This window comes from Streptomyces sp. NPDC031121 (assembly GCF_055570615.1).
Map to the genome: position 1 here is coordinate 289020 of NZ_JBVIGV010000010.1, position 21665 is coordinate 310684.

20 protein-coding genes are annotated in these 21665 nt (G+C 74.2%); 13 read left to right on the forward strand and 7 right to left on the reverse strand.

Annotation, left to right across the window (positions count from 1 at the left end):
- Positions 1-7 precede the first annotated feature (7 nt).
- Genes sufC through ACZ462_RS20825 form a run of 4 tightly spaced genes read left to right on the forward strand, consistent with a single transcriptional unit; the run spans position 8 to position 2863 of the window.
- Positions 8-772, forward strand: coding sequence for a Fe-S cluster assembly ATPase SufC (sufC, locus tag ACZ462_RS20810; protein ID WP_114057062.1), 765 nt, complete (start codon positions 8-10; stop codon positions 770-772).
- Positions 769-2025: a cysteine desulfurase gene (locus tag ACZ462_RS20815; RefSeq protein WP_467806647.1), complete on the forward strand. Its 1257-nt coding sequence runs from the start codon at positions 769-771 to the stop codon at positions 2023-2025. Before sufC ends, ACZ462_RS20815 begins: the two co-directional genes overlap by 4 nt.
- Before the next feature lie 35 nt (positions 2026-2060).
- On the forward strand, positions 2061-2522 hold the full coding sequence (gene sufU / locus ACZ462_RS20820) for a Fe-S cluster assembly sulfur transfer protein SufU (protein ID WP_114057060.1): 462 nt from the start codon (positions 2061-2063) through the stop codon (positions 2520-2522).
- The gene (locus tag ACZ462_RS20825; RefSeq protein WP_007263433.1) at positions 2519-2863 is read left to right on the forward strand and encodes a metal-sulfur cluster assembly factor; all 345 of its coding nucleotides are present in this window, start codon (positions 2519-2521) and stop codon (positions 2861-2863) included. Before sufU ends, ACZ462_RS20825 begins: the two co-directional genes overlap by 4 nt.
- A gap of 142 nt (positions 2864-3005) precedes the next feature.
- Here ACZ462_RS20825 and ACZ462_RS20830 read toward each other — a convergent pair whose 3' ends face one another.
- Positions 3006-3887, reverse strand: coding sequence for a winged helix-turn-helix transcriptional regulator (locus tag ACZ462_RS20830; protein ID WP_467806649.1), 882 nt, complete (start codon positions 3885-3887; stop codon positions 3006-3008).
- A gap of 124 nt (positions 3888-4011) precedes the next feature.
- Here ACZ462_RS20830 and ACZ462_RS20835 point away from each other — a divergent pair, with 124 nt between their 5' ends.
- Together ACZ462_RS20835 and dapD are read left to right on the forward strand one after the other, a co-directional pair.
- Complete coding sequence (locus ACZ462_RS20835; protein WP_468252535.1) at positions 4012-5238, forward strand: MFS transporter; 1227 nt, start codon at positions 4012-4014, stop codon at positions 5236-5238.
- A 9-nt stretch (positions 5239-5247) separates the two neighbouring features.
- Positions 5248-6228 (forward strand): 2,3,4,5-tetrahydropyridine-2,6-dicarboxylate N-succinyltransferase, encoded by a 981-nt coding sequence (dapD, locus tag ACZ462_RS20840; RefSeq protein ID WP_467806651.1) that lies wholly within the window; start codon positions 5248-5250, stop codon positions 6226-6228.
- Between the two features lie 114 nt (positions 6229-6342).
- Here dapD and ACZ462_RS20845 read toward each other — a convergent pair whose 3' ends face one another.
- On the reverse strand, positions 6343-6603 hold the full coding sequence (locus ACZ462_RS20845) for a hypothetical protein (protein WP_467806653.1): 261 nt from the start codon (positions 6601-6603) through the stop codon (positions 6343-6345).
- Between the two features lie 228 nt (positions 6604-6831).
- Positions 6832-8676 carry an endonuclease/exonuclease/phosphatase family protein gene (locus ACZ462_RS20850; RefSeq protein WP_467806654.1) on the reverse strand — a complete coding sequence of 615 codons (1845 nt, stop codon included), beginning with the start codon at positions 8674-8676 and terminating at the stop codon, positions 6832-6834.
- 332 nt (positions 8677-9008) lie between these two features.
- On the opposite strand from ACZ462_RS20850, the gene ACZ462_RS20855 reads away from it, so the two are divergent.
- Complete coding sequence (locus ACZ462_RS20855) at positions 9009-10583, forward strand: hypothetical protein (RefSeq protein WP_467806655.1); 1575 nt, start codon at positions 9009-9011, stop codon at positions 10581-10583.
- A gap of 274 nt (positions 10584-10857) precedes the next feature.
- Positions 10858-12297, forward strand: coding sequence for an alkaline phosphatase PhoX (locus ACZ462_RS20860; protein WP_468252539.1), 1440 nt, complete (start codon positions 10858-10860; stop codon positions 12295-12297).
- A gap of 31 nt (positions 12298-12328) precedes the next feature.
- On the opposite strand, the gene ACZ462_RS20865 is transcribed toward ACZ462_RS20860, so the two are convergent.
- The 4 genes from ACZ462_RS20865 to ACZ462_RS20880 all read right to left on the reverse strand — a co-directional run bounded on the left by ACZ462_RS20865 (position 12329) and on the right by ACZ462_RS20880 (position 15779).
- Positions 12329-12514, reverse strand: coding sequence for a hypothetical protein (locus ACZ462_RS20865; protein ID WP_467808833.1), 186 nt, complete (start codon positions 12512-12514; stop codon positions 12329-12331).
- 113 nt (positions 12515-12627) lie between these two features.
- Entirely contained in the window at positions 12628-13881 is a 1254-nt protein-coding gene (locus tag ACZ462_RS20870; protein ID WP_467808832.1) for a TerD family protein, read from the reverse strand.
- A 100-nt stretch (positions 13882-13981) separates the two neighbouring features.
- Complete coding sequence (locus ACZ462_RS20875) at positions 13982-14203, reverse strand: hypothetical protein (protein WP_467808831.1); 222 nt, start codon at positions 14201-14203, stop codon at positions 13982-13984.
- A 46-nt stretch (positions 14204-14249) separates the two neighbouring features.
- Positions 14250-15779, reverse strand: a complete 1530-nt coding sequence (locus ACZ462_RS20880; protein ID WP_467808830.1) for an aldehyde dehydrogenase (NADP(+)) — start codon at positions 15777-15779, stop codon at positions 14250-14252.
- A 160-nt stretch (positions 15780-15939) separates the two neighbouring features.
- Between ACZ462_RS20880 and ACZ462_RS20885 the strand changes: the two genes are divergently transcribed.
- The 5 genes from ACZ462_RS20885 to ACZ462_RS20905 all read left to right on the forward strand — a co-directional run bounded on the left by ACZ462_RS20885 (position 15940) and on the right by ACZ462_RS20905 (position 21652).
- Positions 15940-16803, forward strand: a complete 864-nt coding sequence (locus tag ACZ462_RS20885) for an IclR family transcriptional regulator (protein ID WP_467808829.1) — start codon at positions 15940-15942, stop codon at positions 16801-16803.
- Positions 16804-16914: 111 nt separating this feature from the next.
- Positions 16915-18030 (forward strand): hypothetical protein, encoded by a 1116-nt coding sequence (locus tag ACZ462_RS20890; protein WP_467808828.1) that lies wholly within the window; start codon positions 16915-16917, stop codon positions 18028-18030.
- Between the two features lie 192 nt (positions 18031-18222).
- Positions 18223-19482 carry a sensor histidine kinase gene (locus ACZ462_RS20895; RefSeq protein WP_467808835.1) on the forward strand — a complete coding sequence of 420 codons (1260 nt, stop codon included), beginning with the start codon at positions 18223-18225 and terminating at the stop codon, positions 19480-19482.
- Positions 19479-20141: a response regulator transcription factor gene (locus tag ACZ462_RS20900; RefSeq protein WP_467808827.1), complete on the forward strand. Its 663-nt coding sequence runs from the start codon at positions 19479-19481 to the stop codon at positions 20139-20141. The genes ACZ462_RS20895 and ACZ462_RS20900 overlap by 4 nt, the downstream gene beginning before the upstream one ends.
- Before the next feature lie 62 nt (positions 20142-20203).
- A complete protein-coding gene (locus ACZ462_RS20905; protein ID WP_467808826.1) occupies positions 20204-21652 on the forward strand; it encodes a peptidoglycan D,D-transpeptidase FtsI family protein in 1449 nt (482 codons plus the stop codon).
- The last annotated feature ends 13 nt before the right edge of the window (positions 21653-21665 follow it).

Genomic DNA, 21665 nt, shown 5'->3' on the forward strand with positions numbered 1-21665 from the left:
GGCACCCATGGCAACGCTTGAAATCCACGACCTGCACGTCTCCGTCGAAGCGGAGAACGGCGCCCGCGAGATCCTCAAGGGTGTCGACCTCACCGTCAAGCAGGGTGAGACGCACGCCATCATGGGCCCCAACGGCTCGGGCAAGTCCACCCTGGCGTACTCCCTCGCAGGCCACCCGAAGTACACCATCACCGGTGGCACGGTGACCCTCGACGGCGAGGACGTCCTGGAGATGTCCGTCGACGAGCGCGCCCGCGCCGGCGTCTTCCTCGCCATGCAGTACCCGGTCGAGGTCCCCGGCGTCTCGGTCTCCAACTTCCTGCGCACCTCCGCCACCGCCGTCCGCGGCGAGGCGCCCAAGCTGCGCACCTGGGTGAAGGAGGTCAAGGAGGCCATGGCCCGTCTGCAGATGGACCCCGCCTTCGCCGAGCGCAACGTGAACGAGGGCTTCTCCGGCGGTGAGAAGAAGCGCCACGAGATCCTCCAGCTGGAGCTCCTGAAGCCGAAGATCGCGATCCTCGACGAGACGGACTCCGGCCTCGACGTCGACGCGCTGCGCATCGTCTCCGAGGGCGTCAACCGCGTCCGCGAGTCCGGCGAGGTCGGCACCCTGCTGATCACCCACTACACGCGCATCCTGCGCTACATCAAGCCCGACTTCGTGCACGTCTTCGCCAACGGGCGCATCGCCGAGTCCGGCGGCGCCGAGCTGGCCGACCAGCTCGAGGCCGAGGGCTACGACAAGTACGTGAAGGGTGGCGCAACGGCGTGACACAGCTGCCCGGCCTCCTCGACATCGAGGCGATCCGCAAGGACTTCCCCCTGCTGGATCGCATGGTCCACGACGGGAAGAAGATCGTTTACCTGGACAACGCGGCGACCTCGCAGAAGCCGCGCCAGGTCCTCGACGCGCTGAACGCCTACTACGAACGGCACAACGCCAACGTCCACCGGGGCGTGCACGTGCTCGCCGAGGAGGCCACGGCACTGTACGAAGGCGCCCGCGACAAGGTCGCCGCCTTCATCAACGCCCCGAGCCGCGACGAGGTGATCTTCACGAAGAACGCCTCCGAGTCGCTCAACCTGGTCGCGAACATGCTCGGCTGGGCCGACGAGCCCTACCGGGTCGACCGCGACACCGAGATCGCCATCACGGAGATGGAGCACCACTCCAACATCGTGCCGTGGCAGCTGCTCTCGCAGCGCACCGGCGCGAAGCTGAAGTGGTTCGGCCTCACCGACGACGGCCGGCTCGACCTGTCCAACCTCGAAGAGGTCATCACGGAGAAGACGAAGATCGTCTCCTTCACGCTGGTCTCCAACATCCTGGGCACGGTCAACCCGGTCGAGACCATCGTCCGGCGGGCCCAGGAGGTCGGCGCGCTGGTGCTGATCGACGCCTCCCAGGCCGCTCCGCACATGCCGCTGGACGTCCAGGCCCTCGGCGCCGACTTCGTGGCCTTCACCGGCCACAAGATGTGCGGCCCGACCGGCATCGGCGTCCTGTGGGGCCGCCAGGAGCTCCTGGAGGACCTGCCCCCGTTCCTCGGCGGCGGCGAGATGATCGAGACCGTCTCGATGCATTCCTCGACGTACGCCCCGGCGCCCCACAAGTTCGAGGCGGGCACGCCCCCGATCGCGCAGGCCGTCGGCCTCGGCGCGGCCGTGGACTACCTCGCCTCGATCGGCATGGACAAGATCGCAGCGCACGAGCACGCGATCACCGAGTACGCCGTCCGCCGCCTGCTGGAGGTCCCCGACCTGCGCATCATCGGCCCGATGACGGCCGAGGACCGCGGCGCGGCGATCTCCTTCACGCTCGGCGACATCCACCCGCACGACGTGGGCCAGGTCCTGGACGAGCAGGGCATCGCCGTCCGCGTGGGCCACCACTGCGCGCGGCCGGTCTGCCTGCGGTACGGAATTCCTGCGACCACGCGGGCGTCTTTCTACCTGTACTCCTCTCCGGCCGACGTCGACGCGCTGGTCGACGGGCTGGAGCACGTACGCAACTTCTTCGGCTGACCGGGGAAGACGAGGGTGACGAAGACGGAGCCGCAGTGAAGCTGGATTCGATGTACCAGGAGCTGATCCTGGACCACTACAAGCACCCGCACGGGCGCGGCCTGCGCGAGGGCGACGCCGAAGTGCACCACGTCAACCCGACGTGCGGCGACGAGATCACACTGCGCGTGAAGTACGACGGGGAGACGCTCGCCGACGTCTCCTACGAGGGCCAGGGCTGCTCCATCAGCCAGGCCAGCGCGTCCGTGCTGAACGAGCTGCTCGTGGGGAAGAAGCTGTCCGAGGCGCAGCGGATCCAGGAGACCTTCCTGGAGCTGATGCAGTCCAAGGGCAAGATCGAGCCCGACGAGGCCATGGAGGAGGTGCTGGAGGACGCCGTCGCGTTCGCCGGCGTCTCGAAGTACCCCGCGCGGGTGAAGTGCGCCCTGCTGAGCTGGATGGCGTGGAAGGACGCGACCGCCCAGGTGCTGGGCGACGCGGAGAGGAAGACGGCATGACCGAGAACGCGACGCCCGAGGCGTCCATCAAGCCGGCCACCGAGGAGGAGGTCCGCGAGGCCCTCTACGACGTGGTCGACCCCGAGCTGGGCATCGACGTCGTCAACCTGGGCCTGATCTACGGCATCCACATCGACGACGCGAACATCGCCACCCTGGACATGACGCTGACGTCCGCGGCGTGCCCGCTGACCGACGTCATCGAGGACCAGGCGAAGTCGGCGACCGAGGGCATCGTCAACGAGCTGCGCATCAACTGGGTGTGGATGCCGCCGTGGGGCCCGGACAAGATCACGGACGACGGCCGCGAGCAGCTGCGCGCGCTCGGCTTCAACGTCTGAGCCGTTCGACGGCGCGAACGGGGCCCCCGGCACACGAGGTGTGCCGGGGGCCCCGTTCGCATCCCGGCGTGCGGGGCGTGCGGGGCGTGCGGGGCGGGCGGCCGGGTGGCGGCCGGGGCGCGGCGGGCGGGGGCCTGCCCCGTCAGGGGGCGGACAGGGCGCGGACCGCGGCGAGGGCCGCGGCGACGCTCGCCCCGATGTCGCCGATCGGGTAGAACACCTCGCGCACCGTCCGCTCCCGGTCCACGACCAGCGTCAGCCGCTTGATCCGGATCTGCCCCGCCCGGAACGTCGGCAGCCGCAGCGCCGTCGTCAGCGTCAGGCCGGCGTCCGACAGGAGCGGGAAGCGCAGCTTCTCCGCCTCCGCGAAGTCGCGCTGCTCGTCGGGCCGCTGGGTGGAGACGCCGTGCACGGCGGCGCCGGCGGCCGCGAACTCCGCGAGCTGGTCGCGGTACGTGCACGACTCCAGGGTGCAGCCCCTGGCCCCCGGGATGCCGGCCCATCCGGGCGGGTAGGCGTCGGCGCGCGCGTAGGCGCCGGGGAAGCAGTACAGCACCGTGAACGGCCGGCTGCCGTCCACCGGGTCGCGCAGCTCGCCGAAGCGGTCCGGCAGCAGCATCCCGGGCAGGCGGGCGCCCTTCAGCGCGTTCACCCGGGCCGCCTCGCGCGAGGCCCCGTCCGTCGTGGCGGTCATCTCTCCGTCTCCCAGGACCCATGTGTCGCCCCAGTCCTGGAGGGCCACCAGGACCGGCAGCAGGCCCCGCCCGCGCGGGGTCAGCCGGTACTCGTGCCGCACCGGGCGCTCCTGGTACGGCTCGCGCGTCAGCACCCCGGCTTCGACCAGCAGCCGCAGCCGCTCGGCCAGCACCTTGCGGGAGACGCCCAGCTCGCGCTGGAACTCCTCGAACCGGTGCAGGCCGCGGGCCGCGTCGCGCACGATCAGCAGCGTCCACCAGTCGCCCACGACGTCGAGGGCCTGGGCGATCGCGCAGTCGGCGTCACCGAGGTGTGTGCGCTGGGCCATGGAAGCTCCTTCGTCCGTTGACCCAAGGCTGTCATGCTGACATAGTCCGTTCCCAAAAGGAACTTACCCCGCCGGTGCGGGGATCGCGGGGGGAGCGGCAGGCGTGCGAGGTGCCTTCAAGGACGTGCCGAGAGCGGTGTGGCTGCTGGCGGCCGGCGTGTTCGCCAACGCCGTCGTCAGCTTCACCTTCGTCTTCGTGTTCCTGTACCTGACCGGCCCCCGCGGCCTCGGCACCGCGCAGGCGGGCCTGGTCACCGGCCTCGGCGGGCTCGCCCTGGTCGCGGGGAACCTGACCGGCGGCTGGTACGGCGACCGGTTCGGCCACCGCCGTGTGCTGCTCGCCGCGTCCACCGCGGCCGGGCTGGTCCTGGCGTCGTTCCCGCTGCTTCCGGGGCCGCTGCTGTGCGCCGCGCTGCCGCTGGCGCAGTACGCCTCGGGCGTCGTCCGCGCGGCGAACGCGGCACTGGTCGCCGTGACCGTCCCCGAGGGGGCCCGCCGCCAGGCCTTCGCCGTCGTGCGCTCCGCCTCGAACGGCGGGTTCGTCGTCGGCCCGCCGCTGGGCGCGCTGGTCGCGACCGGGCTCTCGTACGACTGGCTTTTCGTCGCCGACGGCCTCGGGACCCTCTTCTTCGCCGTGTGGACCGCCCGCGTCGTTCCCGCGCGCGGCGCCTCCCGGGCTGCGGCCGCAGGCGCAGGCGGCGGCCGGCCGGGGCGCGGCCTGTGGCGGGAGCTGCGCGAGAGGCCCGCGGTGCTGGTGGTGCTCGGCGCGGTCCTGGCCACCGACCTCGTCTACCGCCAGCAGTACGGCACCTTCCCCGTCTTCCTCGCCGACCACGGCCTCGACGCCGCCGACTTCGGCTTCGTCATCGCGCTCAACGGCGCCGTGGTGCTGCTGCTGGAGCTGCCGGCCGCCGCGCTGCTGCGCGACCGGCGGCCGCTGCCCGTCATCGGGACCGGGCTGGTGCTCGTCGGCGCCGGGTACGCCGCGCTGCTGCCCGGCGCGGGCATCGCCACCGCCGCCCTGATGATCGTCCTGCTCAGCCTCGGGGAGATCCTGTACAAGACCACCGCCACCGCCTACGTCGCCGACCGGGCGCCCGAGCACGCGGCCGGGCGGTTCCAGAGCCTCTACGCGGGCGTCTCCGTCAGCGGCACCGTCCTCGGGCCGCCGCTCGGCGGCGCCCTGTACGCGGCGGCGCCGGGCCTGCTGTGGCCGGTGTGCGCGGCGCTCGCCGGGGGCGCGGGCACGGCCGTCCTGTACGCCGGGCGGCGCCGGGCGCGCGGGCCCGCGGGGCGCGGCGGGGGCCCGGCACATGAGACCGGTTCGCCCAGGCAGGCCGCCGCCGGTTAGGTTTCCGACATGACTGCCACGCGTACCACCGGCGCCGTCGCCGCCGGACTTGCCACCCTTGCCGCCGACGGCACCGTCCTCGACACCTGGTTCCCCGCCCCCGCGCTCGCCGACGAGCCCGGCCCGGCAGGCACCGAGCGCCTCACCGCCGAGCAGGCCGTGGAGCTGCTGGGCGCCGCCGCGGCCCAGGCGATCCGCGAGGACGAGGTCCGCGGGGTGGAGGTCGTAGCCGTCCGCACCGTGATCGCCTCCCTGGAGGACAAGCCGCTCGACGCGCACGACGCGTACCTGCGCCTGCACCTCCTCAGCCACCGCCTGGTCAAGCCCCACGGCCAGAACCTCGACGGCGTCTTCGGCCTCCTCGCCAACGTCGCCTGGACCTCGCTCGGCCCCGTCGCCGTCGACCGGGTGGAGACGGTGCGCCTGAACGCCCGCGCCGCGGGCCTCCACCTCCAGGTCACCTCGATCGACAAGTTCCCGCGGATGACGGACTACGTCGCCCCCAAGGGCGTCCGCATCGCCGACGCGGACCGGGTCCGCCTGGGCGCGCACCTCGCCGAGGGCACCACCGTCATGCACGAGGGCTTCGTCAACTTCAACGCCGGCACGCTCGGCACGTCCATGGTCGAGGGCCGCATCTCCGCGGGCGTCGTCATCGGCGACGGCTCCGACATCGGCGGCGGCGCGTCCACCATGGGCACCCTCTCCGGCGGCGGCAAGCAGATCATCTCGATCGGCGAGCGCTGCCTGATCGGCGCCGAGGCCGGCGTCGGCATCGCACTGGGCGACGAGTGCATCGTCGAGGCCGGGCTGTACGTCACCGCGGGCACCCGCGTGACGCTGCCGGACGGCCAGATCGTCAAGGCGCTGGAGCTGTCCGGCGCCAGCAACATCCTCTTCCGCCGCAACTCGGTCACCGGCACCGTCGAGGCCCGGCCGAACAACGCGGTCTGGGGCGGCCTGAACGAGGTCCTGCACAGCCACAACTGACCCACCGCCGCCACCGGCCCGCGGGCGCTCCCTCCCCGAGCGGGGGAGCGCCCGCAGGCGTGTCCGGGGCCGGACGGGCGGGGCCGCCGGGGCCGGGCCGGCCGTGCGGCCGGGTCAGCGCAGGGCGATGGTGCGGACGAGACCGGCGAAGGCCTCCTCCTCGGCCTCGGTCAGTTCGACCGTCTCCATCGGGTGCCCCGCCGCGACCCGTTGGGCGGGGAGGGCCGCCAGGCCCTCGGGGGCGGCGGCGACGGGCTCGGGACGGTGCAGCCGGGAGCCCCACAGCATGCGGCCGAAGCCGGCCACCGACGCGAGTGCGGCCAGGAAGAGGACGGCGAGGCCGACCTCCTGGGCGAGCGGGACGGAGGGGAACACGCGGTCCTCCTGGAGGACGGGGGACGGGATCGAGCGTGGGGATACTCAACACCACAACCCGGGTCGAACGGGCCATGATGTGTCGAGCGTCACGCCAGGGCGCAAACTCCCCATCTCGCCCGCCGCCAGGCGCGGGAGCCCCGTCCGCCGAACGCCGCGGGGCCCGACCGCGCCGGCCCCCGGCCGGGGCCGGAGGAGGCGGTCGGGCCCTTGGTCACCTGCCCGCCGTCACGGGCGGAAGCGCAGGACCTGCGGGTCGTGGTCGCTGTTCTGCACCGCGAACTCCGCGTTGATGTGCACGCTGTCGTAGGTGTACGACTTGATCGCCGGGCTGACCAGGATCTGGTCCAGCACCTGGGCGTTGCCCTGGAAGACGTACGAGTACCGCTCCGACCTCGGCAGCGACTTGACCGCCGAGTACAGCGCGCCGCCGTCCTCCAGCGCCTTCGTGGTCTCCGAGAACTCGAAGTCGTTGATGTCGCCGAGGGCCAGGACGCGGGCGTTCTTGTCGGCTGCCAGCAGCTGCTTGACGAAGGCGTTCACCGACTGCGCCTGCAGCAGGCGCTTGGCCTCGGAGGAGCGCACCGGCGGCTGGCGGTGGGAGGTCAGGCCCTCGTCGCCGCCCTTCGAGCCGAAGTGGTTGGCGATCACGAAGACCGTGCGGCCGCGGAAGGTGAACTCGCCCGCGAGCGGCTTGCGGCTGTCCTGCCACGCCGGGTTCGCCGGGTCGATGCGGCCGGGGGAGTGGGTGAGGGCCGCGCGGCCCTGGACCGTGGTCACGCCCGTTGCGGTGGCGGCGTCGCCGGCGGCGCGGTCGGTGAAGGAGACGCGGTCCGGGTTGAAGAGGAACACCTGGCGGATGTTGCCGCCGGGCTCGCCGCCGTCCTTGTTGTTCTCCGGGTTGACGGTGCGCCACTGGTAGGACGGGCCGCCGGCCGCGGCGATGGCCGCCGTGAACTTGGCGAGGGTCTGCTCGGCGGAGACCGTGCCGTCGTTCTTGGCGCCGTTGTCGTCCTGGATCTCCTCCAGGGCCAGGATGTCCGGAGAGGCGAGGTTCTCCACGACCGCCTTGGCGAGCGCGTCGAACTTCTCCTGCGGGTCGCCCGGGTCGAGGTTCTCGACGTTGTACGTGGCGACCGCGAGCTCGCCCTGCGCCTGCGCCTTGGTCTTCTCGGGGGCGAGGGCGCCCTTGGCGACGGTGCCGAGGGTGCGCGCCACCAGCGTGTAGCCGCCGAACTGGTTGTAGTCCATCGGGCCCTCGGTGGTCCCGGTCAGCTTGTCGCCGACGTTGGCCACCGGGAACGGCTGCTGCGCGAGGGGGGCGAGCTGCTGCACCTTCAGGCGGCCCGTGTTCTGCGCCTCGTAGGAGCCGTAGACGGTGCCGCCGCGCTTGTTGCTGTTCTCCCAGCCCTTGACGGTGACCCAGAGCTCGCCGTGCTGCGCGGAGCTGGCGCCCACGACGCGGGAGTTGCGGATGGAGACGTTCATGCCCTCCAGCGACTCGTAGTGGTCGAGGGCGTAGCGCGAGGGCTCCAGGGCGAGGCCGTTGATGCTGCCGCCGGCGGCCGGGTCGCCCGCGGGGGCGTACTCGGCGGGCACCGTGTACTCGTTGACGGCGACGGCCTCGGGGAGGGCGTTGCCCGAGGAGACCACGGTCACGGCCGGCTTGGATATCTGGGTGATCGACTGGTTGCCGGAGTTGACGCCTCCGGGGACGTACTCGCCGACCAGGCCCGAGACCTTGACCGCGTCGCCGACGGCGACCGTCGGAGCGGAACCGGTGAAGACGAAGATGCCCTCACTGGTGGCCGCGTCGTCGTCGGCGTCGGGGTCCTGCATCCAGAAGCCGCGCGAGCCGTAGGTGCGCACGCCGGTGACGATGCCCGCGACGTCGGCGACCTGCTTGCCGTTCAGGGGGGAAATCCGGGTGGTGCCCTGGATGTCGTGGATGCGTACCGCCTCGGCGGACGCGGCGCCTTCGGCGGCGTCGGCGGTGCCCGCCAGCAGGCCGGTGGCCAGGGCGCTGGCGACGACGGCCGCGACGGCGGCGGAACGGGAATGCGAGGAGCGCATGGTCAAGGAACTCCGGTGTGTGGAGGAGTGGAGCGGAGGGGGGGCGTACGCGGTGCTCGTACGTGGTGCGTGGTGCCTGTGAACTGGCGGGAAACCTGCGGCGGTCGACGGCCCCCGGCCGCGGTTCCGCAGGGCTCCCGAAGGGTCCCCCGATGTCTACGCGCGTCAATGTCCTGGGTGGCCAGGGACGTTGTCAAGACCTCCAGGGCATCTGCAAGGCGACTGTGAGATGAACCAAACAAGAGGCGCCGGACACGTCCGAAATGCGTCTACTCTGGGGCGCCGGAAGGCCGTGGACCGCGGCCGCACACCACCGGCGAGGAGACCGCCCCATGCCCGCACAGCCGCACGAAACGCTGCCGCCGGTCCGGCTGCCGTCCGAGGCGGAACTCGCCCGAGACGCCCTCGCCGCCCCGCTCTTCGCCGCGGCGGTGCGGCTGGCCCGCTGGGCGGGCGCCGGCACGCGCGTCGACGACGCCGGCGAACTCCCGCCCGCCCGCGTCCCGGAGGCGGCCGCCGCGCTCGGCCTCGACCCGGCGGACCCGGACGCGGGGGCGCACGCGAGCCGGGCATGGCGGGTCGCCCTGGACACGGGCCTCGTCGAGCTGGCGGGGCAGGGGCAGCCCGACGGCGGCACGGCGGCGGAACCGGGCGGAACGGGGCGCGGCCGAGCGGACGGTGACGGAACGGGGCATGCAGGGGCGGACGGTGAGCAGTTTGCGACGGCCGCGGCCGGCGAGGACCTCGCCCTCGTGATCGGCGGCGCCCCCGCCGACGTGCTCGGCCTGTGGCTCGCCGCCTGCGACGCCGTCCTCGCGGACGCGGCCGTCCCCGACCTCGACGGCCTCGTCGACGCCCTGGACGCGGACGGCGGTATCGACTTCGACCGGCTCGACTGGAACCCGCAGCGCGAGGCGGACCTCCTCGACGCCGTCCTCGCCCACCTCTACCTCCTCATGGCCGGCGGGCGCGGCACGGCCGGCGGCACGGTCCCGCTGCCGGTCCTCGCCGCCGCCGTCGCCGCCCCGGGCGGGATCGCCCGGCCCGGGCCCGCCGTCCTGGAGCGCGTCGCCGACGCACTGATGCGCCTCGACGGGCAGTTCCGGCAGTTGGAGCCGATCGGGCTCGTCGAGTTCCGGCCCGTCGACGAGGCGGTGCTCCTGTCCCCGGACGACGAGGAACCCGCCGCCGGCTCCGCGGCCCGCGCCCCCGGCACCCGCGCAGCCCTCGACCCGGAGGACGTCTCCCGGTACGGCACCGTCCGCCTGACACCCCTCGGCCTGTACGGCATCCGCGCCCGCCTGCTGGAGGCCGGCGTCGCCGCCCCCGCCGGCGGCGAACTCGCCGGCAAGGGCGCCGACGCGCTGCTCGACGCTGTCTGCGACTACCCCGAAGCCGCCGCCGAAGCGGAGATCCGGCAGTGGCTCGACGCCCGGGAACTCCCCGCGGCGGCCGCCGAGCTGCTGGACGCGGCCCGCGGCGCCGACCCGGGCGGCCCCTCGCGCCGGCTGCGCTGCCAGCAGGCCCTCGCGGTGGCCGGCCCGCAGGCCGAACCGGCGGTCCGGGCCGTCCTGGACGACCCCGAACTCGGCGGGCTCGCCCGGGTCTGGCTGGCCGAGCTGGGCGCAGCCGACGTACCCGCTCCGGACGGGGCGCTGGTGTACTGGCTGGCCGTCGACACGATCGCCGCGCAGCTCGGCGGCGGCGAGGCGGACGAGGCGGAGGAGCTGCCGCTGCTCATGGAGTCGCTGACCGCGCACCACGCCGGCTTCTTCGACCAGGCGTGGCGGGTGGAGCACCCGGCGACGGCCGACGTGCTGGAGGCGATGGGCCGCCTGCACCCGGACAAGCAGGCGGCGAAGCAGGCCCGCAAGGCGGCCTACAAGGCCCGCTCCCGCACCCGCTGAGACCCCTCCGGGCCCCGGGGCCGCGGCCGCGGCGGACGGTGCGGGATCCGGCCGGGCGCACCGGGGGAGTGCGGCGGCGCTGGGGGCGGAACCCGCCGTTCAGCGGTGGATGTCGGCCATTGCGGCGGCGGGGCGAGGGCCGCCGCCCCGACGCGGGTACGCCAGCCGCCGTTCACGTACGGGCGGCGCGGGGCCCGCCGGGCCGCACCACCGGCACCACCCGGTACACCGCCCCGTACGCGCAGCGCATGCCCCCACGCCTCCTGGAGACCCCATGCCGCTCAGCCGTAGAGACTTCACCGCCCGCACCGCCCTCGCCGGCGCGGGTGTCGCGCTCACCGGGACGGTCGGCGCGCTCGCCACCGCCCCGGGGGCGCTGGCGGCCGACGACAGCACGCACAGTGACGCACAGGGCCGGCCCTGCGGGCCCGGCTACGGGCCGCTCCTCCCCGATCCGGCGGGGGTGCTGGCCCTGCCCGCCGGGTTCCGCTACCGGATCCTCACCCACAGCGGCGTCACCACCCTGGAGTCCGGCGAGCCCACCCCCTCGCACCACGACGGGACCGCCGCCTTCGCCGGCCCCCGCGGGGTCACCCTCCTCGTCAACAACCACGAGCTGAAGGGCAGGCGGACCGACTGGGCCCGCCCCGTCCCGCTCGCCGAGGGCCTCGTCTACGACCCCGCAGCGGCCGGCGGCTGCACGGTCGTCGAGGTCCGCCAGGGCGGGGAGGTCGCCGAATGGGTCGGCATCGCCGGTACGTCGACCAACTGCGCCGGTGGCGCCACCCCGTGGGGCACCTGGCTGACCTGCGAGGAGACCGAGGACCTGGCCGGCCGGAACGGCATGGCCAAGGACCACGGCTATGTCTTCGAGGTGGACCCGCACGACCGGCGCGCCAACCGCGACCCGCGGCCCGTCAAGGCCTTCGGCCGCTACGCCCACGAGGCGGTGGTCATCGACCCGCGCCGCGGCCACGCCTACCTCACCGAGGACGCCTCGGGCCCCAGCGGCCTGTTCTACCGCTGGACGCCGCCCGCCGGGTTCCGGCACGGCCGCGGCCGCCTGCGCACCCTCGCCCCGGACGCCGGAGTGCTCGCCGCTGCCAGGTGCTTCGACAACCGGGGCCGCTTCGTCGACGACCTGACGCGTGCCACGCGGACCGGCACCGTCTACGGCGTCGACTGGGTGGAAGTCCCGGACCGCGACGCTCGGACCCAGTCGGTCCGCAAGCAGTTCGGCGACGGCGCGGTGACGCGCGGCCGCAAGCTGGAGGGCATGTGGTGGGGGGACGGCGGCGCCTACTTCGTCTCCTCGTTCGCCCGCTCGGAGAGCCCCGGCACGGCCCACGACGGCCAGGTGTGGTTCTACGACCCGAAGCGGCGCACGATCACGCTGGAGGTGCTGTTCGGCGTGAACGCCGACCCGTCCCGCGGCGGCGCGGCCGACGGGCCCGACAACATCACGGTGTCCCCATACGGGGGCCTGGTCATCGCCGAGGACGGCGAGGGGCTCCAGCACCTCTTCGGCGCCACCGAATCCGGTCGCACCTACCCGCTGGCGCGCAACGAACTGAACATCGGGACCGCCGAGCAGCCGGAGTACTCCGAGTTCACGGGCGTCTGCTTCTCCCCGGACGGGCGCACCCTGTTCGCCTGCCTCCAGCACCCCGGGATCATGCTGGCCATCACCGGGCCGTGGCGGCGCGCGCACTGAGCGCGCCGCCGGCGGCTGTGCCGCCGCCCGTTCACGGGGCGGCGGCGACCTCTGCGTCCTCTGCGCGGACGGCGTTGGCCCATTGCTCGAGCAGGAACTCGTACGCCTCGGAGGGCCACTCTCCGTCCACCCTGGACTCGACGAGGTACCGGATCGCCTCGTTCGCCTCGGCGGCGGACGGGCGGGCGGGACCCGCGGGCCGGAGTGTGCTCTTCATGCTTTCAAGGCTACGGGCGGGCACGGACAGTCACCCCCGCTTTTCGGGTGCGATCCATCACCTCGCCGGCCCCCGGCCCGGCCCGCGGTGGCTCCGCGTGCCCGCCCACCTGCTCAGAGTGCGTCGGCGCCGGGCTTGACCATGCCGCGCACTGTGCGGGACTTCACAAAGTCGCCGATCGCCGTCATCTCCCATTCGCCGGAGAACTGCCGGATCAGCTTCGCCATCATCACCCCCGTCTGCGGTTCGGCGCCGGTGAGGTCGAAGCGGACGAGCTCCTCGCCGGTGGCGGCGTCGAGGAGGCGGCAGTAGGCCTTGGCGACCTCGGTGAACTTCTGGCCGGAGAAGGAGTTCACGGTGAAGACCAGGCCGGTCGCCTCGGCGGGCAGCCGTCCGAGGTCGACGACGATGACCTCGTCGTCGCCGGCGCCCTCGCCGGTGAGGTTGTCGCCGGAGTGCTTGATGGCGCCGCCGAGGATCGACAGCCGGCCGAAGTAGCAGCTGTCGATGTGGTTGCGCTGCGGGCCGTACGCGATGACGGAGGCGTCCAGGTCGATGTCGCGGCCGCGGAAGGCGGGCTCCCAGCCGAGGCCCATCTTCACCTGCGACAGCAGCGGTCTGCCGTGCTTGACGAGGGAGACGGTCTGGTTCTTCTGCAGGCTGACGCGGCCCTTGTCCAGGTTGATCTTCCCGGTGCCGGCGGGGGCCGGCGCGGGGGGCGCGGGCGGCGCGGCGGGCACCGGTCCGGCCGGGGCCGGCGCCGGCGGCGGCACCGTCACGGGCGGGCTCACCGGCGGGGGCGGCTGGTGGGCGGGGGCAGCCGGCCGGGCCGCGGGCGCGGTGGACCGGGCGGGCGGGGCGGGCTCCTCCTCCACGGAGACCCCGAAGTCGGTGGCGATGCCGGCGAGGCCGTCGGCGTACCCCTGGCCGACCGCGCGCACCTTCCACGCGCCGCCGCGGCGGTACACCTCCACCACCACGAGCGCCGTCTCCGTCCCGAGCCGCGGCGGCGTGAACGTCGCGATCACCGCGCCCGTGTCCGCCTGCCGCACGGTCGCGGTCGGCTCGATGCCCTGGAACGTCTGCCCGGCCGCGTCCGGACTGGCCGTGACGACGACGCGCTCGATGTCCGGCGGGAGCGCGCCCGTGTCCACGGTCACGGAGTCGGGCCCCGCCCCGCCGCCGGAGCGGTGGCTGACGCCCGGCCCGGACGGCTGGTTGTAGAAGACGAAGTCGGCGTCGGAGCGGACCTTGCCGTCGGCCGCGAGGAGGAGCCCCGAGACGTCGAGCCGCACCGGGGCGGCCACCTCGACCGTCACGCGGACGGCTTCGAGCGGCAGGTTGGAACCAGGGGTCATAGCGGTCATGCCCGGAGAACGACCGGGGGTGCCGCGCCGTTCCCCGCCCGCCCTCCGCTCCTCCGTACGGGCGGCGGGCGGGCGCCCGTACGGCGGCGCCGGGACGGCGTCAGCGCCGGTTGCGCGGGTGGTCGCGGGCGGTGCGCTCGTTCCCGAACCTGTACGCGCCCGTCCAGCGGGCCATCACGAGCTGTGCGTCGCCGGACTCCACTTCGGCGAGGAACTTCTCCGCCCGCGGCCCGCGCAGCGTGGCGGCGGACCGGCCGCGGTGGGTGATGGCGACGGTGCCGTCGCTCCGTTGCCCGTACGTGAATCCCTGTGGTCTCGGCATGCGCGCAGCCTGCCCCGCCCCGGCCGGGGCAGGCAACCGGATTAGGTCAGGCCGCCCCGGTGACGCGGCGCGGCAGGTCCAGCGGGTTCGCCTCCCGCAGCTCGGGCGGAAGCAGCGCCTCCGGCACGGACTGGAAGGCGACGGGCCGCAGCCAGCGCTCGATCGCGGTCACCCCGACCGACGTGGAGTGCGAGGTCGCCGCCGGGTACGGGCCGCCGTGGTGCTGGGCCGGGGCCACCGCGACCCCCGTCGGCCAGCCGTTGACGACGATCCGCCCCGCCAGCTCCGTCACGCGGGCCGCCAGCGCGGCCGCCGGGCCCGGCGCCCCCTCCGCCTCCGCCGCGGAGACGTGGAGCGTCGCGCTCAGGTTGCCGGCCAGGCGGTCCAGCACGGCGGCCGCCTCGTCCTGGCCGGCGTACCGGACGAGGACCGTGACGGGTCCGAAGCACTCCTCCAGCAGCAGGTCGGGCGGACTGCCGGCGAGGAGGGCGCGGGCGGGCACGGCCAGGCAGCCGGCGCCGACGGCGTGCTCCCCGGCGGCCCCGGCCGCGACGGGCGCGGTGACGCCGGGCAGCGCCGCCCGCTCGGCCACCCCGGCCGTGAAGGCGTCCCGCATCCGGCGGTCGAGCAGGATGCCCGGCCCGGTCTCGCCGAGCGCCTTGGCGAGCGCGGCGGCCAGCCGGTCGCCGGCCGCCCCCTCCGGTACGAGGACCAGGCCCGGCTTGACGCAGAACTGGCCGTTCCCGAGGGTGACCGAGGCGGCGAGGCCCGCGCCGATCTCCTCCGCCCGCTCGGCCGCGGCGTCCGGGGTGACCACGACGGGGTTCAGGGAGCCGAGCTCGCCGTGGAAGGGGATCGGTACCGGCCGGGCGGCGGCCGCGTCGAACAGGGCGCGCCCGCCCCGCACCGACCCGGTGAACCCGGCGGCGGTGACCAGCGGGTGCCGGATCAGCTCCAGGCCCGCGTCGAAGCCGTGGACCACCGACACGACCGCCTCCGGCAGCCCGGCCGCCGCAGCGGCGCGGCGCAGCAGCGAGGCGCACAGCTCGGAAGCGGCCGGGTGGTCGGGGTGGGCCTTGACGACCACGGGGCAGCCAGCGGCCAGGGCGCTCGCGGTGTCCCCGCCGGGGACGGAGAAGGCGAGCGGGAAGTTGGAGGCGGCGTAGACGGCGACCACGCCCAGCGGCACCTTGTAGCGGCGCAGTTCGGGGCGGGGCGGGGTCAGCGAGGCGTCGGCGCGGTCGATGCGGATGTCGAGGTAGGAGCCCTCGTCCACGGCGTCGGCGAAGGCGCGCAGCTGGCCGGTGGTCCGGGCGAGTTCGCCGGTGAGGCGGGCCGGGCCGAGTGCCGTCTCGGCGTCGGCGGCCTCCACGATGCGGGCGGCCTCCCCGTCGAGCAGGTCGGCGGCCGCGCGGAGGAAGGCGGTGCGTGCGGCGCGGTCGGCGAGCGCGCCGCGGGCGGCGTGTGCGGCGCGAACGGCGGCGTCCACGCACGCGGGGGTGGCCTCGAGGGTGACCTGTTCCCGCTGCTTTCCGGTGCGGGGGTCCACACTCCAGACTGGTGTCCCTGCTGCCATGCCGCACTGCCTCCTGGATCCGGGTCGGCTCCACCAGGGTCGTTCAGTATTCTGAACGCCGTCCTGGTGGGTGAATGATCTCCATCCGTTCCGGACTCTATTTCCGCGTCCACGGCGTGACAAGAGACCGTGACAAAAGGCGAAGAGGGGCACGAGGCGCATGGACACAGGCGCAGGCACAGGCAGGGGCACGGACACCGGGACCGGCACCGGCGCCGGCGCCGGCGGGGCGGCGGTACGGGGCGCAGAACCGGGCGGAGAGCCCGCGGGGGCGCCCGCGGCGGTCAAGTCCGCCGTCCGCACGGTCGTCCTGCTGGAGCACTTCGCGGCCCGGCCCGGCCTGCACAGCCTGGCCGACATCCAGCACGACCTGGGGCTGCCCAAGTCCAGCCTGTACATGCTGCTGCGCACGCTCGTGAACCTCGGCTGGGTCGAGACGGACGCGACGGGCACCCGGTACGGCATCGGCGTACGGGCCCTGCTCGTCGGCAGCTCGTACATCGACGGGGACGAGGTGGTGGCAGCGGCCCGGCCCACCCTCGACAGGCTCTCCGAGGACACGACCGAGACCATCCACCTGGCCCGGATCGACGGGACGAGCGTGGTCTACCTGGCGACCCGCCAGTCCCGGCACCACCTGCGGCCGTTCACGCGCGTCGGGCGGAGGCTTCCCGTCCACTCGACGGCGCTGGGCAAGGCGCTGCTCGCCACCCACTCCGACGAGGAGGTGCGGGCGCTGCTGCCGCGGAGGCTGGAGGCGGTCACCGAGCACACCCTCACCGACCGGGAGCGGCTCATCGCGGAACTCGCGGTGGTGCGGGCGAAGGGCTACGCGGAGGACCGGGAGGAGAACACGCTCGGACTGCGCTGCTTCGGCGTGGCGGTGCCGTACCGGACGCCCGCCCGGGACGCGGTGAGCTGCTCGGTGCCGGTGGCGCGGCTGACGGAGGAGCACGAGGAGCTGATCAAGGCGGCGCTGTTCGCCGCCCGGGACCGGCTGTCGGTGGTGACACGGCGGATGTGACCGGCCTGGCGCGGCTCCTCCGCCGGGCTGACGGTTCCTCCCCCGGGCGGGGGAGGCGGATCCCCTCGGCGGGGGAGGCGGCAGGGGTGCGGGGCGGGGGACCGTAGGGCCATGAACGGGCGAACGACGCACCAGACGGGTCCGACCGGGAAGACCGACACGACCGACACGACCGACACGACCGATGCGATGGGCACGACCGGGGCGGTCGACGGGACCACCGGGACACCCGGCGGGCCGGGTACGGCTGCCGTGAGCGGCACGGCTGCCACGGCCCGCGCGCCCTCCGCCGCCGGGGCGGGGGCGGCACTGCTGCGCGCGGTGGCCGTGGCCGCCACGCTGCCGTACCTGGCCCTGAAGGCGGCCTGGCTGGCCGGGAGCGATGTCGGCATACCGGAGGGCAGCGTGCTGCTCGATCCGGGGGTGTTCTTCACGGTGGCCAATGCCGTGACGGTGGCCATGGACGCGGCCGTGATCGTGCTGGCGCTGCTGCTGACCCGGCCGTGGGGCCGGCGGGTGCCGGCGCCGCTGCTGCTCGTCCCCGTCTTCACGGCGACCGGGCTGCTCACGCCGATACTCGCCGGCTTCCCCGCCCAACTCGTCCTCAAAGCCGTCGGACTGGGCGCCGATCCTGCGGCGGAGGCCTCCGGGGAGCCCTTCCTCCACGGCTGGGTGTACCTCCTCGTCTACAGCGGCTTCACCGTCCAAGGCCTCGCCCTGGCAGGTCTGTTCGTGCCCTATGCGCGCGGGCGCTGGGGACGTGTCTGGCAGGGTGCGGCCGGTCCGCGGCTTCCGGCGCCCGCGGGGGTGGCGGCGGGGGCGGCGGCCGCGCTCGGCACGGCCCTGGGCGCGCTGTACGCGTACTGGGCCCTCGGAGGCACGGCGTGGCTCGGCGCGGAGCGGGCTGTCCAGCACTCGGCGGAGACGGGGGTGGTGTCGGGAGTGCACGCGGTGTGCGCGCTGCTCGCCGGCTGGTGCGCGGTGGTGCTGGCCCGGGGCGGGTCGCTGCGGCCGGCGTGGCCGCTGGCCGCGGGGTGGATCGGGTCGGCCACGACTTTGTGCTGGGGCCTGTACCTCCTCCTGGTCATACCGCTCGCTCCCGGCATCGGGGAGGGCGGAAGCACACCCTCCGTGATCTTGCTGGCCTACGCTGGCCAGGTGGTCACGGGATGCCTCGCGGCGGTCGTCCTGACCGCGTTCGGGACCCGGCGGCGCACACCGGCCTGAACGCCCGGGGCCTGACGCGGGCGCACGGACGGCGGGCGGGCCGGTCACGGGGGGAGAGCCGGGATGCAGGCCGGGAGACGAGTCGGCGGCGCGGGAGGGCGGCGGTGCGGAGCCGGCGCGGACGGGCGGCGGTGCGGGGGAGTGCGCAGGACGCGGGCCGGGGTGGGGTTGCTGCTGGGGGCGCGGGCGCGGATGCGGTGGGTGCACCTGGTGCTCGGCGGGGCGCTGCTGATGCCGTACTTCCTGCTGGCGCAGGTCGCCGTCGGGGTGGCGGCCGGGGGGGTGAACGCGCTGGCGTACACGCCGCTGGTGTTCGCGGCCTACGGCCTGTCCGTGCCCCTCGCCGCGGTGACCGGCGTGTTCGGGCCGGTCCGGCCGATGTCGGCGGGTGCCGTGCGGATGCTGTGCGGGGTGCCTGGGGAGGTGCTGGCCGAGGGGCCGGCCCGGTCCTGGGCGGCCCGCGGCAGGACCGCCGCCTGGTGGTCGCTGCACCTGGGGGTCGGGGCGGCCGTCGCCGGGATGAGCCTGGCGGTTCCGCCGATGGCGGTGGTGCTGATCGCGGTGCCGGCGGTGCGGGCGCTGCGGGAGGACCCGCTGCCGCTGGTCTGGTTCCCCGACGACACCGCCTCCTGGGTGGCACCGCTCATGGGTTTCGGGATGCTGGCCGGGCTGGTCGTGGTCGCCGCGGCGGCGGGGGAGCTGCTGGCCCGGGCGGCGCCCGTGCTGCTCGGGCCGACGGCGGCGGACCGGCTGGCCGCGGCCGAGGAGCGGGCCGCCGACCTCGCCGTGCGCAACCGGCTCGCCCGCGAGCTGCACGACGCCGTCGGCCATGCCCTGAGCGCGGTCACCCTCCAGGCGGTCGCCGCCCGCCGGGTCCTCGACCGCGACCCGGAGTTCGTCCGGGAGGCCCTCGCCGCCATCGAGGACACCGCCCGGCGGACCGTGGGCGAGCTGGACGGGGTGCTCGGCCTGCTGCGGGACGGCGACCCCGCCGGCCGGGCCGCGGCGCCCGCCCCCACCCTGGCCTCCGACCTGGACGGGCTGCTGGCCCGCACCCGGGCCGCCGGCACCCCCGTCACCGCCCGCCAGGAGCCGGGGCCCGCCGGGGACTGGTCGCAGCTTCCCGCGATCGCGTCCCGGGAGGCGTACCGGATCGTGCAGGAGGGCCTCGGCAACGCCCTGCGGCACGGGACCGGGCCCGTCGAGCTGCGGATCGCCGTCCGGGACGTACCGGACGGAGGCCCCGGCAACACCGCACACCGGGAACTGGAGATCACCATGACCAATCCGCCCGGGGCCGCAGGCGGCCCCACCCCGCGCACCGGCGGCGGCCACGGCCTGCACGGGGCCGCCGAGCGGGCCCGGCTCCTCGGCGGGAGCGTCGAGGCCGGGCGGCACGGCGGCCTGTGGCGCCTGAGAGCCGTCCTCCCCCTCGGCGGGAGCGGCCGATGAGCCGGCCCCCGCTGCGCATCGTCCTCGCCGACGACGAGCGCATGGTCCGCACCGCCCTGCGGGTCATCCTCGACGCCGAGCCCGACCTGGAGGTCGTCGGAGAGGCCGCCGACGGCGCCGAGGCGGTGTCCACCGTGCGCGCCCTCGCTCCGGACGTGGTGCTGATGGACGTCCGTATGCCCGGCATCGACGGCATACGGGCCACCGAGAGGATCCTGGCCGGCGCGGCCGAACCGCCCAGGATCCTCGTCGTCACCACCTTCGAGAACGACGCCCACGTGTACGACGCGCTGCGTGCCGGCGCCGCCGGGTTCCTGCTGAAGCGCGCCGACCCCGACGAACTGCTCGGCGCGGTGCGGCTGGTGGCCCGCGGCGACTCCCTGCTCTTCCCTGAGGCCGTCCGCTCGCTGGCCGCGCACCACGCCGCCGCTGCGGGCGGTACGGCGGCCTGGGCGGGGCGGCTCACGGACCGGGAGGCCGGCGTGCTGCGGCTGATGGCCGCCGGGCTGTCGAACGCCGAGATCGGCGCCCGCCTCGGCGTCGGCCCCCAGACCGTCAAGACGCACGTGGCGGCCGTCCTCGCCAAGACGGGCTCGCGCGACCGCACCCAGGCGGTCATCGCCGCCTACGAAGGGGGCTTCGTGATGAGAAGGGGCTGAGAAACGGGCCACACTCGCAGCGGGGAGGAACGCACGCGGGCCGTCGAGCGTCCTTTCGGGAGATGAACAAGACGATCAGGCGTGCGTCGGTCTTCTGCCTGCTCCTGGTGCTGGCCCTGTTGGTCCGGGTCACCTGGGTGCAGGCCTACCAAGGCCAGGCCCTCGCAGACAACGAGCACAACCGCCGGAACCTCATCGGGCAGTACGAGAACCCGCTGGGGAACATCATCGTGGGCGGAGAGGCGATCACCGGCTCCGTCAAGACCGGCGGCAAGGACTTCGCGTACAAGCGGACGTACGCGGACGGGCCGCTCTACGCCCCGATCACCGGCTTCAGTTCGCAGGCCTTCGGGACGAGCATGCTCGAAGGCGTCTACAAGAAGGTCCTCAACGGCTCGGACGACCGCCTGAAGACCGTCATGGACCTGCTGCTCAACAAGCGGGCCTCGCCGGGCAACGTCATCACCACGATCGACAAGGACGTCCAGAAGGCCGCCTACGAGGCGCTCCAGGGCAAGCAGGGCTCCGCCGTCGCGATCGACCCGAAGACCGGCGAGATCCTCGCCATGGTGAACAACCCCTCCTTCGACCCCGGCCGGATCTCCGGCGCCAACGACACGGAGGCCTGGAAGGAGCTGTCCGCCGACAACGGCAAGGCGATGGAGAACGTCGCGCTGCGCAAGCCGCAGGCGCCCGGCTCCACCTTCAAGCTGGTCACCCTGGCGGCGGCCATCGAGAACGGGCTCGTCGCCAACGTCGACGCCCCGACCGGCATCCCCGACCCGTACACCATCCCCGGGACCAGGACGCTGCTGCCCAGCGAGGCCGGCTCCGCCGCCTGCAACGGCGTCTCGGCGCGCACCGCGATGAAGCTGTCCTGCAACAACGTCTTCGCCGAACTCGCCTCCAAGCTGGGCCAGGACAAGATGCGGGCGATGGCGGAGAAGCTCGGCTTCAACACGAACGTGGAGACGCCCGTCACCACCCGCGTGCCGAGCAAGTACCCCTCCGCGAAGATGTCCGTCGACCAGGTCGCGCAGACCGGCATCGGCCAGTTCGACGTCCAGGCGACCCCGCTCCAGATGGCGATGGTAACCGCCGCGATCGAGAACGACGGCAAGCTCGTCGCCCCGCACTCGGTCTCCGAGGTGACCGACGCGGGCGGCAGCGTGCTGGAGAGCTTCAAGAACCCCAAGACGCAGCAGGCCATGAACCCGAAGACCGCTGCGATGCTGCGCGACGTCATGAAGACCGTCGCGACCGAGGGCGGCGGCAAGCCCGCGCAGGTCTCGGGCGCCGAGGTCGGCGGCAAGACGGGCACCGCCCAGCGAGGCGTGAAGAACAACCTGCCACCGCTCGCCTGGTTCACCTCCTACGGCAAGGCGAAGGACAAGCAGATCGCCGTGGCCGTGATGATCGAGAACTCCGACACCGACCGCTCCGAGATCGGCGGCGGCCGCCTGGCGGCCCCCATCGCCCAGAAGATGATGGAGACCTGGCTGAGGAAGTAGTCCGCGGCGCGTC